Annotated in this window: 12 protein-coding genes; 8 read left to right on the top strand and 4 right to left on the bottom strand. The window is 70.7% G+C overall.

What is annotated here, in order from left to right:
* Both ABD401_RS20490 and ABD401_RS20485 read right to left on the bottom strand, forming a co-directional pair.
* A partial coding sequence (locus ABD401_RS20490) for a hypothetical protein (protein ID WP_344608206.1) occupies positions 1 to 386 on the bottom strand: 386 nt, incomplete at its 3' end.
* A gap of 365 nt (positions 387 to 751) precedes the next feature.
* Complete coding sequence (locus ABD401_RS20485) at positions 752 to 1,912, bottom strand: PQQ-dependent sugar dehydrogenase (protein ID WP_344608204.1); 1,161 nt, start codon at positions 1,910 to 1,912, stop codon at positions 752 to 754.
* A 317-nt stretch (positions 1,913 to 2,229) separates the two neighbouring features.
* Between ABD401_RS20485 and ABD401_RS20480 the strand changes: the two genes are divergently transcribed.
* The 8 genes from ABD401_RS20480 to cimA all read left to right on the top strand — a co-directional run bounded on the left by ABD401_RS20480 (position 2,230) and on the right by cimA (position 13,049).
* Positions 2,230 to 4,011 (top strand): acetolactate synthase large subunit, encoded by a 1,782-nt coding sequence (locus ABD401_RS20480; RefSeq protein WP_344608202.1) that lies wholly within the window; start codon positions 2,230 to 2,232, stop codon positions 4,009 to 4,011.
* Positions 4,011 to 4,535, top strand: coding sequence for an acetolactate synthase small subunit (gene ilvN / locus ABD401_RS20475; RefSeq protein WP_344608200.1), 525 nt, complete (start codon positions 4,011 to 4,013; stop codon positions 4,533 to 4,535). The genes ABD401_RS20480 and ilvN overlap by 1 nt, the downstream gene beginning before the upstream one ends.
* A 79-nt stretch (positions 4,536 to 4,614) precedes the next feature.
* A complete protein-coding gene (gene ilvC, locus ABD401_RS20470; RefSeq protein ID WP_344608198.1) occupies positions 4,615 to 5,607 on the top strand; it encodes a ketol-acid reductoisomerase in 993 nt (330 codons plus the stop codon).
* Positions 5,608 to 5,735: 128 nt separating this feature from the next.
* Entirely contained in the window at positions 5,736 to 7,328 is a 1,593-nt protein-coding gene (gene serA / locus ABD401_RS20465) for a phosphoglycerate dehydrogenase (RefSeq protein WP_344608196.1), read from the top strand.
* An 82-nt stretch (positions 7,329 to 7,410) separates the two neighbouring features.
* On the top strand, positions 7,411 to 8,445 hold the full coding sequence (locus ABD401_RS20460) for a 3-isopropylmalate dehydrogenase (RefSeq protein WP_344608194.1): 1,035 nt from the start codon (positions 7,411 to 7,413) through the stop codon (positions 8,443 to 8,445).
* A 170-nt stretch (positions 8,446 to 8,615) separates the two neighbouring features.
* Complete coding sequence (locus ABD401_RS20455; protein WP_344608192.1) at positions 8,616 to 9,710, top strand: branched-chain amino acid aminotransferase; 1,095 nt, start codon at positions 8,616 to 8,618, stop codon at positions 9,708 to 9,710.
* Positions 9,711 to 9,872: 162 nt separating this feature from the next.
* The gene (locus tag ABD401_RS20450; RefSeq protein ID WP_344608190.1) at positions 9,873 to 11,258 is read left to right on the top strand and encodes a fibronectin type III domain-containing protein; all 1,386 of its coding nucleotides are present in this window, start codon (positions 9,873 to 9,875) and stop codon (positions 11,256 to 11,258) included.
* 183 nt (positions 11,259 to 11,441) lie between these two features.
* Complete coding sequence (cimA, locus tag ABD401_RS20445; protein WP_344608188.1) at positions 11,442 to 13,049, top strand: citramalate synthase; 1,608 nt, start codon at positions 11,442 to 11,444, stop codon at positions 13,047 to 13,049.
* 95 nt (positions 13,050 to 13,144) lie between these two features.
* Here cimA and ABD401_RS20440 read toward each other — a convergent pair whose 3' ends face one another.
* Both ABD401_RS20440 and ABD401_RS20435 read right to left on the bottom strand, forming a co-directional pair.
* The gene (locus ABD401_RS20440) at positions 13,145 to 13,591 is read right to left on the bottom strand and encodes a hypothetical protein (RefSeq protein ID WP_344608186.1); all 447 of its coding nucleotides are present in this window, start codon (positions 13,589 to 13,591) and stop codon (positions 13,145 to 13,147) included.
* Between the two features lie 87 nt (positions 13,592 to 13,678).
* Complete coding sequence (locus tag ABD401_RS20435) at positions 13,679 to 14,578, bottom strand: 3-methyladenine DNA glycosylase (RefSeq protein WP_344608184.1); 900 nt, start codon at positions 14,576 to 14,578, stop codon at positions 13,679 to 13,681.
* Positions 14,579 to 14,594 lie beyond the last annotated feature (16 nt).

Below are 14,594 nucleotides of genomic sequence, written 5' to 3'. Positions count from 1 at the left end.
GCGCCCGCCGCCCCGGCGGTCGGGGCGTCGGCCTGCTGCGCGTTGCCGGTCATCGGCCCGCCCGGGACGGGCAGCACGGGCACCGGAGGCGGCACCGCGCGCTCGGCGGCGACGTCGTCGGTGGCTGTGTACTCGTCGTACGCCCGGCGCCGCGAGTCGGCGAGGCGGTCGAGGGCGAGGTCGCTCATGTGCTCGGCGAGGGCGTCGCAGTCGCGGAACGCCGGGAGCTCACTGGCGTCGGCGGAGGAGGCCCCCAGCGGGCTGACCAGCGTGAACGTCAGCGTCGCAGCCCCCAGCACGCCCGTGCCGATCAGCGCCGCGGGCCAGGTGCGGCGCCGCCGTCCGGTGCTCGTCGTGCCGGGCTGACCGTCACCGGTGACGTCCATCTGTGCCTCCTCCGACCCGGGCCCCGTGGGGGGCACGTCTCGGGTGGAGGACGGGGTGGCGCCGCGAAACGTTCGCCCCAGGGGCCCCATCTCCCGAAATTCGGCGGAAATTGGGGACGAAATCGTCGGAGCCGGGGGAACCGCGTCGTACTCGGCTGCGTCCAAGGCCCCAGCGAGCGTGAAGGTTCGCCCCGTCGTGGAGGGGACGACGGGACGGGCTGCTCGTCGAGGTGCGAGCACGAGGAACAGGTACCGAGTTCCGGTCGGGATCGGAGGGGATCCGATCGGGACGCCCCGCTTGGCGGTCGGTCCGGGTCCCGTGCTCGCCCTCTGCGTTTAAAGCGCCTGCACCCGCGCGCCGCGCCTCAGCCGAGCGTGATCCGCAGGATCCGGTCGTCGCCGGCCTGGGGACGACCCCGCCCGTCGGTGTTGTTGGTGATCAGCCACAGCGACCCGTCCGGGGCGAGGGCCACGGTCCGGAGCCGGCCGTACTCGCCGCTGAAGTGGGCGACGGGCTTGCCGGTCCCGGTCCCGCTCAGCGGGATCTGCCACAGGCGCTGGCCGCGCAGGCCGGCCATCCACAACGACCCGCGGGCGAACGCGAGCCCGCTCGGGGACGCCTCGGACGTCGGCCACACGCGGGCCGGACGGGTGAACTCGGACCCGCCCTCGTCGCCCTCGACCTCCGGCCAGCCGTAGTTGCGGCCCGCCTCGATACGGTTGAGCTCGTCCCAGGTGTTCTGCCCGAACTCGGACGCCCACAGGTTGCCCGCGTCGTCCCAGGCGAGGCCTTGAACGTTCCGGTGCCCGTAGGACCACACGACCGAGTCCGCGTCCGGGTTGCCGGGGGCGGGCTTCCCGTCCGGCGTCATCCGCAGGATCTTGCCGTTGAGGTCGTCCCGGTCCTGCGAGGTCGGCCGGTCGGACGCGTCGCCGGTCGAGGCGTAGAGCATTCCGTCCGGGCCGAAGGCCAGGCGCCCTCCGTTGTGGATCCCGGAGGCGTCGATGCCGTCGAGGACCACCTCGGGCCGGCCGAGGCCGCTCGCCGTGTAGGGCATCCGGACGATCCGGTTGCCGTCGCTCGCGGTGAGGTAGGCGTACAGACGCGGGTTCTCGTCGAAGTCCGGTCCGACGGCGATGCCGAGCAACCCGCCCTCACCCCCGTGGTCGACGCCCGGGACGGTGCCGACGGTGCTGACCTTCCCGCCGGGGGAGATGCGCTTCACCCTCGCCGTGTCCCGCTCGGAGACCAGCGCCGAGCCGTCGGGGAGGAACGCCAGTCCCCAGGGCGAGGTCAGCCCGGTCACCACGTCGCCGGCGACGGTCGGCCTCCCGGTGGCGGGGGAGCGGCCCGGAGACGCGCTCGCGTTCGGGCTCGCGACCGCAGCCGGCCCGGTGGCCGACGAGGTGGGGGAGTCCGTGTACACCGGCGGCATCGCGGTGGGATCGTCGTCGTCCCCGCACGCCGCGAGCCCCAGCCCCAGCGCCACCGCGAGGGTGCCGGTCCCCAGCCGTCCGATCCGCATGCGCGTCCTCCCCGGTTCGTCGTCTCTCGTCTGCCCGGACAACGTTGTCTCGATCCTTGGCGTGCCCGTCTCGGATCGTGGACGGGGGGCGTCTCGAACTTGACACGGTGGTCACCGATCGGCGACGGTTCGTGCATGTGTCTTCGTCTGACCGTAGTACTCGTCGAGCGTGCCGTCTGAGCGCCGACTCGGTCAGGCACGCCACCCCTCGTTCCGCCCGCTAAGGGCGCGGGGGGTTTTTTGTTGCCTCCCGGCCCTGGGCCACCGCACTTGAGTCCTCGCACCACCCCGCGCACGTTCCCGGAAAGAGAATCCCGATGGCAGATCCGCACCCCTCCCAAGCGCCCGTCGCGCAGCTGACCGGAGCGCAGTCGCTCGTCCGCTCCCTGGAGGCCGTCGGGGTCGAGATCATCTTCGGCATCCCGGGCGGGGCGATCCTGCCCGCGTACGACCCGCTCTTCGACTCGCAGTACGTCAAGCACGTGCTCGTGCGCCACGAGCAGGGTGCGGGCCACGCGGCCCAGGGCTACGCGATGGCGACCGGCAAGGTCGGCGTCTGCATGGCGACCTCGGGCCCGGGCGCGACGAACCTCGTCACCGCGATCGCGGACGCCTACATGGACTCGGTGCCGATCGTGGCCGTGACCGGCCAGGTGCCCTCGAGCGCCATCGGCAGCGACGCCTTCCAGGAGGCGGACATCCGCGGCATCACGATGCCGATCACCAAGCACAACTACCTCGTGACCGACCCCGCGGAGATCCCGCGGGCGATCGCCGAGGCCTTCCACATCGCCTCGACCGGCCGGCCGGGCCCGGTCCTCGTCGACGTGTCCAAGGACGCGCTGCAGGCGATGACCTCCTTCACCTGGCCCGAGACCCTCGACCTGCCGGGCTACCGGCCGGTGACCCGCCCGCACGCCAAGCAGGTGCGCGAGGCGGCGAAGCTGATCGTCGAGTCCCGCAAGCCGGTGCTCTACGTCGGCGGCGGTGTCATCAAGGCCGGCGCCGCGGCCGAGCTCAAGGTGCTCGCCGAGCTGACCGGCATCCCGGTCGTGACCACCCTGATGGCGCGCGGCGCGTTCCCGGACAGCCACGAGCTGCACCTGGGCATGCCGGGCATGCACGGCACCGTGGCCGCCGTCGGTGCGCTGCAGAAGTCGGACCTGCTGATCGCGCTCGGCTCGCGCTTCGACGACCGCGTCACCGGTCACCTGCCGAGCTTCGCCCCCGAGGCCAAGGTCATCCACGCCGACATCGACCCGGCCGAGATCGGCAAGAACCGGCACGCGGACGTCCCGATCGTGGGCGACGCGCGCGAGGTGATCGCCGACCTCATCGTGGCGATCCAGGCCGAGCACGACGCCGGTCGCAAGGGCGACTACGCCGCCTGGCGCGAGACCACCTTCGACCTGCGTACCCGCTACCCGCTGGGCTACGACGTCCCGGAGGACGGTGGCCTCTCGCCGCAGTACGTCACCGAGCGGATCGGCGAGATCGCCGGCCCGGACGCGCTGTACGTCGCGGGCGTCGGCCAGCACCAGATGTGGGCGGCGCAGTTCGTGAAGTACGAGAAGCCGGGGACGTGGCTGAACTCCGGTGGCCTCGGGACGATGGGTTACTCGGTCCCGGCCGCGATGGGTGCCAAGGCCGGCGCGCCGGACAAGGTCGTGTGGGCGATCGACGGCGACGGCTGCTTCCAGATGACCAACCAGGAGCTGGCCACCTGCGCCATCAACGGCATCCCGATCAAGGTCGCCGTCATCAACAACGGGAACCTCGGCATGGTGCGCCAGTGGCAGACCCTGTTCTACGAGGGCCGCTACTCGAACACCGACCTGCAGTCCAAGCGGATCCCGGACTTCGTCAAGCTCGCCGACGCCTACGGCTGCGTGGGTCTGCGGTGCGAGAAGGCGGAGGACGTCGACGCCACGATCCGCAAGGCGATGGAGATCAACGACGTCCCCGTCGTGATCGACTTCGTCGTCCACGCCGACGCCATGGTGTGGCCGATGGTCGCTGCCGGTACCTCCAACGACGACATCAAGTACGCGCGTGACCTGGCCCCGTCCTGGGACCGCAGCGAGGAAGAGGAAAGCTGATGAGCGTTCACACCCTCTCGGTCCTGGTCGAGAACAAGCCCGGTGTGCTCGCGCGCATCGCGTCCCTGTTCTCGCGCCGGGGCTTCAACATCGACTCCCTGGCCGTCGGCCCGACCGAGCACCCGGAGATCTCCCGGATGACGATCGCGGTCAACGTCGAGGACAGCCCGCTGGAGCAGGTGACGAAGCAGCTGAACAAGCTGGTCAACGTCATCAAGATCGTGGAGCTCGAGCCGTCGAGCTCCGTCCAGCGTGAGCTGGTGCTGGTCAAGGTCAAGGCCGACCTGGAGAGCCGCTCGCACGTCCTGGAGGTCGTGCAGCTGTTCCGCGCCAAGGTCATCGACGTCTCCAGCGACGCCGTGACGATCGAGGCGACCGGCAGCTCCGACAAGCTCGCCGCCCTGTTGCGGATGCTCGAACCCTTCGGGGTCAAGGAGCTCGTGCAGTCCGGCATGGTCGCGATCGGTCGCGGCCCCCGATCCATCACCGACCGCAGCCTCCGCCCCGTCGAGCGCTCGGCCTAGACACCCCATGTGTCCGGCGGACTGTGGCCCATAGGCCACAGTTGGCCGGACGCAACGTGACAAGAGAAGGAGTTCCGCCGTGGCGGAGATGTTCTACGACGACGACGCCGACCTGTCGGTGATCCAGGGCCGCAAGGTCGCGGTGCTCGGGTACGGCAGCCAGGGCCACGCGCACGCGCTGTCGCTGCGTGACTCGGGGGTCGACGTCCGCGTCGGCCTGCCCGAGGGCTCGAAGAGCCGCGCCAAGGCGGAGGAGGAGGGCCTGCGGGTCGTCACTCCGGCCGAGGCGGCCGCCGAGGCGGACGTGATCATGATCCTCGCGCCGGACCCCGTGCAGCGGAAGCTGTACAGCGAGTCCGTCGAGGCGAACCTCAAGGACGGCGACGCGCTGTTCTTCGGCCACGGCCTCAACATCCGCTACGGCCTCATCACCCCGCCGGCCGGCGTCGACGTCTGCATGGTCGCGCCGAAGGGCCCGGGTCACCTGGTGCGTCGTCAGTTCCAGGAGGGCAAGGGCGTTCCCTGCATCATCGCGGTCGAGCAGGACGCGACCGGCAAGGCCTGGGACCTCGTGAAGTCCTACGCCAAGGGCATCGGCGGCACCCGCGCCGGCATCATCAAGACCACCTTCACCGAGGAGACCGAGACCGACCTGTTCGGCGAGCAGGTCGTCCTCTGCGGCGGTCTGAGCCACCTGATCATGGCCGGCTTCGAGACCCTGATCGAGGCGGGCTACCAGCCCGAGGTCGCGTACTTCGAGTGCCTCCACGAGGTCAAGCTCATCGTCGACCTCATGTACGAGGGCGGCATCTCGAAGATGCGCTGGTCGATCTCGGAGACCGCGGAGTGGGGCGACTACGTCTCCGGCCCGCGGATCATCACCGAGCAGACCAAGGCCGAGATGAAGAAGATCCTCGGCGAGATCCAGGACGGCACCTTCGCGAAGAACTGGATGGCCGAGTACGACGCCGGCCTCCCGAACTACAAGAAGTACGTCGAGGAGGGCCAGAACCACCCCATCGAGCAGACCGGCGCGAAGCTGCGTCCGCTGATGAGCTGGATCTCCGGCTGACCTCACCTTTCACGCGAACGGCCCCCCGGCCTGGTCCGGGGGGCCGTTCGCGTTCGTTACACTCATGTTGCGGGCACAGTGTGGTGTTCTCTCCCGTCCCCGCCCTCTGACTCCGTGAGGATCCTCCTGTGACCAAGCCTGTGGTCCTGATTGCCGAGGAACTGTCGCCCGCCACCGTGGAGGCGCTCGGCCCCGACTTCGAGATCCGGCAGTGCGACGGCGCGAACCGCGAGGAGCTGCTCCCCGCGATCGCCGACGTCGACGCCATCCTGATCCGCTCCGCCACCAAGGTGGACGCCGAGGCGCTCGCCGCCGCGAAGAAGCTTCGCGTCGTCGCCCGCGCCGGTGTCGGCCTCGACAACGTCGACGTCGCCGCGGCCACCAAGGCCGGCGTCATGGTGGTCAACGCCCCGACCTCCAACATCACCTCCGCCGCCGAGCTCGCGGTGGCCCTGCTGCTGGCCAGCGCCCGCCACGTCTCGCAGGCGCACGCCTCCCTCAAGCAGGGGCAGTGGAAGCGCTCGAAGTTCACCGGCGTCGAGCTCGCCGAGAAGACCGTCGGCGTCGTCGGCCTCGGCCGCATCGGTGCCCTGGTCGCGCAGCGTCTCGCCGCGTTCGAGGTCGAGCTGATCGCCTACGACCCCTACGTCCCGGCCGCCCGCGCCACGCAGCTCGGTGTCCGTCTGGTCAGCCTGGACGAGCTGCTGCGCGAGTCCGACTTCATCACCGTGCACCTGCCCAAGACCCCGGAGACCGCGGGTCTGATCGGCGAGGAGCAGCTGCGCCTGGTGAAGCCGAGCGTGCACATCATCAACGCCGCCCGCGGCGGAATCGTCGACGAGGCCGCGCTGTACGCGGCCCTCAAGGAGGGCCGGGTCGCCGGCGCCGGGCTCGACGTCTACGCCAAGGAGCCGTGCACCGACTCGCCGATGTTCGAGCTGGACAACGTCGTGGCGCTCCCGCACCTCGGCGCCAGCACCGACGAGGCCCAGGAGAAGGCCGGCATCGCCGTCGCCAAGTCCGTCCGCCTCGCGCTGGCCGGCGAGCTCGTGCCGGACGCGGTCAACGTCCAGGGCGGCACCATCGCCGAGGACGTCAAGCCGGGTCTGCCGCTGTGCGAGAAGCTCGGCCGCATCTTCACCGCCCTCGCGGGCGGGGTCGCGGACCGGCTCGACGTCGAGGTCCGCGGCGAGATCACCAAGCACGACGTGAAGGTGATGGAGCTCGCGACCCTCAAGGGCGTGTTCACCGACATCGCCGAGGAGGCCTCGGTCTCCTACGTCAACGCCCCGCTGTTCGCGCAGGAGCGCAACGTCGAGGTGCACCTGACGACGAGCCCCGAGAGCCCGCGCTACCGCAACCTCGTCACCGCCCGCGGCACGATGGCGACCGGTGAGGTCGTCTCGGTCTCCGGCACCCTGTCCGGCGCCCGCCGCATGGTCGAGAAGATCGTCGAGATCGACGGCTACGAGGTCGACGTCGAGCTCGCCGACCACCTCGCGTTCTTCCGCTACGTCGACCGCCCGGGTGTCGTAGGCACCGTCGGCCGGATCCTCGGCGAGGCCGGCGTCAACATCGCCGGCATGCAGGTCGCCCGCGACGCCAAGGGCGGTCAGGCTCTCGTCGCGCTGACCGTCGACTCCGCGATCCCCGCGGACGCTCTCAGCGAGCTCCAGACGGCGATCGAAGCCGACTGGGCCCGCGCCGTCGACCTGACCTGAGCTCAGCACGCCTACGGCCCACCGATGTCCACATAGTGATATCGGTGGGCCGAGGTGTGAGACGGCGGCTTAAACTGGCGGCATGAGCAGCCTGAAACTCGCAGTCATCCCCGGCGACGGCATCGGCACCGAGGTGGTGACCGAGGGTCGGAAGGTTCTCGACGCGGCGCTGAGCGACGTGAAGATCGAGGCCCACGAGTACGACCTCGGCGCCCGGCGTTGGCACGCGACGGGGGAGACGCTGCCGGACTCGGTGCTGGAGGAGATCCGCGGCGCCGACGCGATCCTGCTCGGCGCGGTCGGTGACCCCTCGGTCCCGTCCGGCGTCCTCGAGCGGGGCCTGCTGCTCAAGATGCGCTTCGCGCTCGACCATCACGTGAACCTGCGCCCGTCGAAGCTCTACCCGGGCTACGCCAGCCCGCTGGCCGGCGACCCGAGCATCGACTTCGTCGTCGTCCGTGAGGGCACCGAGGGCCCGTACGTCGGCAACGGCGGCTCGCTGCGGACCGGCACGCCCCACGAGGTCGCGACCGAGGTCAGCCTGAACACGGCGTTCGGCATCGAGCGCGTCGTCCGCGACGCCTTCGCCCGCGCCCAGGCCCGTCCGCGCAAGAAGCTCACGCTGGTGCACAAGGACAACGTCCTGGTCCACGCGGGTGGTCTGTGGCAGCGCATCGTGCGGGAGGTCGCGCCCGAGTTCCCCGACGTCGAGCAGGACTACCTGCACGTCGACGCCGCGACCATCTTTCTGGTCACCAACCCCGGCCGCTTCGACGTCATCGTCACCGACAACCTGTTCGGCGACATCCTCACCGACCTCGCCGCGGCGATCACCGGTGGCATCGGGCTGGCCGCGAGCGGCAACCTCGACGTCTCGCGCACCAACCCGTCGATGTTCGAGCCGGTGCACGGCTCGGCGCCGGACATCGCCGGCCAGGGCAAGGCGGACCCGACCGCGACGATCCTGTCCGTCGCGCTGATGCTCGAGCACCTCGGGCACAACGACGCCGCCGCGAAGATCACCGCCGCCGTCGAGGCCGACCTGGCCGAGCGGGGCACCGCCGCGCGCAGCACCTCGCAGATCGGCGACGCGATCGCCGCCCGAGTAGCCGGCTAGGCGGCCCTCCGAGGCCGTCGCGCAGCCCCCTACTCCGACGACGGCCGAAGGAGGCCGACATGTCTTCTGCGACGCCCACTCCCACGTCCACCGCAAGGACTTTGCGCACGGCCCCCGGAACTGAGGTCGACTCTGCCCCCGCCTCCGGGACGGCAGGTAGCGTTCCGCCCATGACGACGGTGGGACTCGACTTTCACATCACGCCGAACCCCGCTCCCGCCCCCGAGGCGCGGCGGGCCGACATCCTGGCTGACCCGGGCTTCGGCAAGTACTTCACCGACCACATGGTCTCGGTGACCTGGACGCCCCAGCAGGGCTGGCACGACGCGAGCCTGCGCCCGTACGGGCCGATCTCGATGGACCCGGCGACCGCCGTCATCCACTACGCGCAGTCGATCTTCGAGGGCCTGAAGGCCTACCGGCACGACGACGGCTCGATCGTCACGTTCCGGCCGGAGCAGAACGCGGCCCGCTTCCAGCGCTCGGCCAAGCGCCTCGCGCTGCCGGAGCTGCCGACGCAGATCTTCGTCGACGCGATCGACCTGCTCGTCCGCACCGACGCCGCGTGGGTGCCGACCCGGGCCGAGCAGAGCCTGTACCTGCGGCCGTTCATGTTCGCCTCCGAGGTGTTCCTCGGGGTGAAGCCGGCCTCGCACGTCAGCTTCTACGTGATCGCGTCCCCGGCGGGCGCGTACTTCGCGAAGGGCCTCAAGCCTGTCTCGATCTGGATCTCCGAGGAGTACACCCGCGCCGCCCTCGGTGGGACCGGTGCGGCCAAGTGCGCCGGCAACTACGCGGCCAGCCTCGTCGCGCAGCAGGAGGCGATCGAGAACGGCTGCGACCAGGTCGTCTTCCTCGACGCCGTCGAGCGCAAGTGGGTCGAGGAGCTCGGCGGGATGAACCTGTACTTCGTCCACGCCGACGGGCGCATCGAGACCCCGACGCTGACCGGGTCGATCCTCGAGGGCGTCACCCGCGACTCGATCCTCACCCTCGCCGCCGACCTCGGCCACGAGGTCGTCGAGAACCGCATCGCCATCGACGACTGGCGCGCCGGCGTCAGCTCCGGCGAGATCGTCGAGGTCTTCGCCTGCGGGACCGCGGCGGTCGTCACCCCCGTCGGGAAGCTGGCGTGGCGCGGCGGCGAGCTGGCGATGGGCGACGGCGAGCCCGGCCCGGTGACGAGCAAGATCCGCAACGCCCTCCTCGCGATCCAGCACGGCCACGCCGAGGACAAGCACGGCTGGCTGCACAAGGTCGTCTGACCTCGACCCAGCGCGCCTCACTCTCCTGGCGGTCCCCTGAACGGCCGCGTGGCGGGGTGCCCAAAATCCGCGGATTGTGAAGTAATAACCACCGAGTGTCGCGGGGGCCGGAGAACACCGGCCCCCGCGCCGGTGTCGGTGGAGCAGGACGGGGACGTGGGCATGGAGTTCGGGCGAGTACGGCGCGCGCTGGTGTGGACCGGGGCGGCTGCCCTGGTGGCGGGGACGACGGGCGTGCTGGGCGCGACCGGGGCGGGCGCGACCGCGACGGCGTCCAAGCCCGCGGTCGCCGAGGCGGCGGCCAAGGACGTCACCGCGACCACGGCGAAGCTGACGGCGAAGGTCAACCCGAACGGCGCGAAGACGTCGATCTCGGTGGCGTGCACCGGCGGGTCCTACGCCTGGTCGGCGAACGGCCTGGCGGCCGGCGGTACCCCGAGCACGGTCACCGCCTCGCTGACCTCGCTCACGCCGGAGACCGGCTACTCCTGCACGCTGACCGCGACGAACAGCGCGGGCTCGACGGAGAGCTCGGCCATCGGGTTCACCACCCCGGAGTCCTCCGAGCCCGGCCCGGAGGTCACGGCCCCGACCGTCGGTGACACGACTGCGACCGACGTCACCGACACCACGGCGACGTTGAGCGCCCCGGTGAACCCGGGTGGTGGAGCGACGACCCTCGGCGTCACCTGCACCGGCGGCACCTACAAGTGGACCGCGACCGGCCCGGCGTCGGGAGACACCCCCGCGCTGGCGAGCGCGGACCTGACCGAGCTGGAGCCGGGCACGGAGTACACGTGCTCGCTCAAGGCCACCAACAGCGCGGGCACGACGCAGAGCAGCGCGCCCGCGGTCTTCACGACCACGGGCGCGGGGGAGCCAACGCCGACCCCGACCGTCACGCCGACCCCGACGCCGGACCCGACCCCCGCTCCGGACGCGGGCGCACCGACCGTCGGCCCGACGGCCGCCGCCGGGGTCACCAGTGACTCCGCGACGCTGACCGGGTCGGTCACGCCGAACGGCATCGCGACCGCGGCGACGGCCACCTGCACCGGGGGCGCGTGGACGGCCGGCGGGGCGTTCGCCGGTTCCGGGACGGCGCCGGTGACCGTCTCGGTCCCGCTGACCGGGCTGAGCGCGGGCACGAAGTACGTCTGCGCGATCCAGGCGACCAACACCGCGGGCACCACGACCAGCGCCGGGCCGGTCTCGTTCGTCACCAACGGGGCGCCCAAGCCGCCGACGACCTCGACCGCGATCTCCATCAAGGCGAAGACGTTCAACGCCAAGAAGGGGAAGTCGAAGACCTACGCGGTGGCGACCTTCACCGACAAGGCGGACCTGCCGGCGTCGAGCTACAAGGTCACGATCAACTGGGGCGACGGCACCAGCAGCACGGGCAAGGTCGTCCGCACCGGCAAGGGCACCTACAAGGTCACCGGCAAGCACAAGTACACGAAGGCCGGGAAGAAGACGACCAAGGTGACGGTGTCGAAGTCGGGCAGCGCCAAGGTGACCTCGAAGGGCCGCGCAAACACCGCCTGACGTGCGAGTTTGGCTCCGATCCAGGGCCTGTGTCACACTGACCCCGTGGCACAGGCCCTGATTATTGGATAGGCGCATCGACCGAGCACCACGTCGATGCGCAAACCTCTCGTCTGCTGACGAGGGGTTTTTTGTTTGTCCGGCACCACCCGCAGCACGGCATTCGAAGAAGGACGGCACCTCGTGACGACCCAGCAGAACGGTCTCTCGGACGCGTTCCACGTCTACGACACGACTCTGCGCGACGGCGCGCAGGGCGAGGGCATGGCGCTGACGGTGGCGGACAAGCTCGCCATCGCCAAGCACCTCGACGACCTCGGCGTCGGCTTCATCGAGGGCGGGTGGCCGGGTGCGCTGCCGAAGGACACCGAGTTCTTCGCCCGCGCACAGACCGAACTGAATCTGCGTCACGCCCAGCTGGTGGCCTTCGGGTCCACCCGCAAGGCCGAGAGCAGGGCGTCCGAGGACCCACAGGTCCTCGCGCTCCGTGACTCCGGGGCCGGCACGATCTGCCTGGTCGCCAAGAGCCACGTCGGCCACGTCGAAAGGGCACTCCGCACCACCCTCGCGGAGAACCTGGAGATGATCACGGACACCGTCACCTTCCTCCGTGCAGAAGGCCGCCGCGTGTTCGTGGACTGCGAGCACTTCTTCGACGGCTACCACCTCGACCCGATCTACGCCGTCGAGGTCGTCCGCACCGCGGCGGCCGCCGGGGCCGACGTCGTCGTGCTCTGCGACACCAACGGCGGCATGCTGCCGTCGCAGGTGAACCGCGTCGTCAGCGAGGTCCTCGCGGCGACCGGCGCGCGTCTGGGCATCCACTGCCAGGACGACACCGGCTGCGCGGTCGCCAACACCATCGCCGCCGTCGAGGCCGGCGTGACGCACGTGCAGTGCGTCGCCAACGGCTACGGCGAGCGCACCGGCAACGCGAACCTCGCGACGGTCGTCGCGAACCTCGAGCTCAAGCTCGGGATCCAGTGCCTGCCGCCCGGCAAGCTCAAGGAGCTCTCGCGCGTCAGCCACGCGATCGCCGAGATCGCGAACATGACGCCGCGTCACCACCTGCCGTACGTCGGCATGAGCGCGTTCGCGCACAAGGCCGGTCTGCACGCCTCGGCGATCAAGGTCGACCCCGACCTGTACCAGCACATCGACCCGACCCTGGTCGGCAACGACATGCGCATGCTGATCTCGGAGATGGCCGGCCGCGCGAGCGTCGAGCTCAAGGGCAAGGAGCTCGGGCACGACCTCGCCGCCAACCCGACCGCGCTGGCCAACGTGGTCGAGAAGGTGAAGAACCTCGAGGCCCGCGGCTACTCGTTCGAGGCCGCCGACGGTTCGTTCGACCTGCTCATCCGCGAGGAGCTGGAGCCGGAGAACAGCCGCGTCTTCGAGCTGGAGTCCTGGCGGGTCATCGTCGACCGCGACGCCGCCGGCGAGGTCCGCACCGAGGCGACCGTGAAGCTGCACGCCTCCGGCAAGCGCTTCGTCGCCACCGGCGAGGGCAACGGCCCGGTCAACGCCCTCGACATGGCGCTCCGGCAGGGCCTCGAGCAGGTCTACCCGGACCTCGCCCGCCTCGAGCTCGTCGACTTCAAGGTCCGCATCCTCGAAGGCGCCCACGGCACCGGCGCGGTCGTCCGCGTCCTCGTCGAGACCAGCGACGGCGAGACCGAGTGGGACACCGTCGGCGTCCACGAGAACATCATCGAGGCCTCCTGGCAGGCCCTCGCCGACGGCGTCACCTACGGCCTGCTCCGCACCGCCGGGCTCCCGCTCGGCTGAGCCTCGGCCCCCGCGAGCGCCTTCTCCCGAAAGCGCACTACAGCACCCGCGAAAGCAAAATGCGGGTGCTGTTCTGCGCTTTCGGGAGTCTCCCGTCAGTCCGCGAGGGAGATCAGCGCGAGGGTCCGCATCGATGCGAACCAGTGCGAGAACAGGCCCTTGATGATGATCTGGCGCGCGATCAGCTGGCGCAGGACGGGACTGCGGGGGGAGAGCAGCCCGACGGGGAGCTTGCCGCCGGCCTTCACCTTCATCTGGGACAGCTGGAGCAGCTGGTCCGAGCTGGCGTAGATGGCGATGTTGGGCTCGCCGACGATGCCGTTGTAGATCGTGATCCCGTTGCTCGCGAAGTCGAGCGTGCACTCGGTCTCGGTGTCGGTGTTCACGATCGTCACCGGGTTCCGCATCTTCCGGGCCGTCTTGACCAGGTGCGGTTTGTTCGCGAAGTTCTGCGCGAGCAGCGCCTGCATGATGTTGGCGATGCCGTTGGCCTCCTCGCCACCCGAACACGTGACGGTGAAGGGGACGACTTCCTTGGCCATCTACGCGAGATCCGTTCGGTGTTTCACGCGCCACCGAAGGGTCGCGTGCGGGTGTGCGGCGTGGCTGGTGCGGCGGGTGGGGTGATCCTATCGGGCCGCGGTCCCGGCGGGCCGGAGCGCATCCACGACCGGGCGAATCGTCCCGATCAGACGGCCCCGGAGGACGGCTGCCCGGTCGGCGAAGTCGCGCTGGTGCTCGACGTACTCGCGGCGCCCCTCGACGGTCTCGATCGGGATCGGCGGGTACCCGAGGTCGGCGAGGTCGTAGGGGGAGGCGCGCATGTCGACCGCGCGGATCTCGCGGGCGAGGGCGAAGCAGTCGGCGACCAGCTCGGACGGCACCAGCGGGCTGAGCCGGTACGCGTGCTTGTAGAGGTCCATGTTGGTGTGCAGGCAGCCGCCCTGCTCCAGGTCCGGCATCGCGCCCCGGGTGGGGGTGAGCAGGTTCAGCGGCCGGGCCGGGTCGGTGAAGAACCGGAACGCGTCGAAGTGGGTGCAGCGCAGCGGCGCCGACTCCACGACGGCGTCGACCTCGGCCGAGGGCAGCCGCAACGGCACCGCCGAGTGGCGGACCTGCTCCGGCGAGAGCCGGTAGACCATCGCCCACTCGTGCATCCCGTGGCAGCCGAACACCGGCCGCCGGGCGGCGGTGGCCTCCAACAGGGCGAGCGTGTCCCGAGCGATCCGGGCGCGCGTGCCGGACAGCGCCGGGTCGGCCGTCACCCCGTCCTCGACCTCGACGTAGCCGCTCCAGCGCCGGTGGGGCGGGTCCCCGGCCAGGACGACGCCCGCGCCGGGGTGCCAGCGGCGCAGCGCGCCGGGGGAGTGGTTGTAGTAGGTGAAGAGGAAGTCGAGCACGGGATGCTTCTCGCGGCGGACCGCGCGCTCGAGGTGCGGCTCCACCCAGCCTGCGACCCGCACGTCGTGCGCGTCGCGGCGGGCGGCCCACTCCGCGGGGCCGAGCACGATCGCCTGCACGGGCTCCATTCTGCGTTCCGGCCGC

The organism is Sporichthya brevicatena, assembly GCF_039525035.1.
Taxonomy (GTDB): Bacteria; Actinomycetota; Actinomycetes; order Sporichthyales; family Sporichthyaceae; genus Sporichthya; species Sporichthya brevicatena.
Note: the sequence above shows the minus strand (reverse complement) of the source record. Positions and strands in the feature narration are given on the sequence as shown.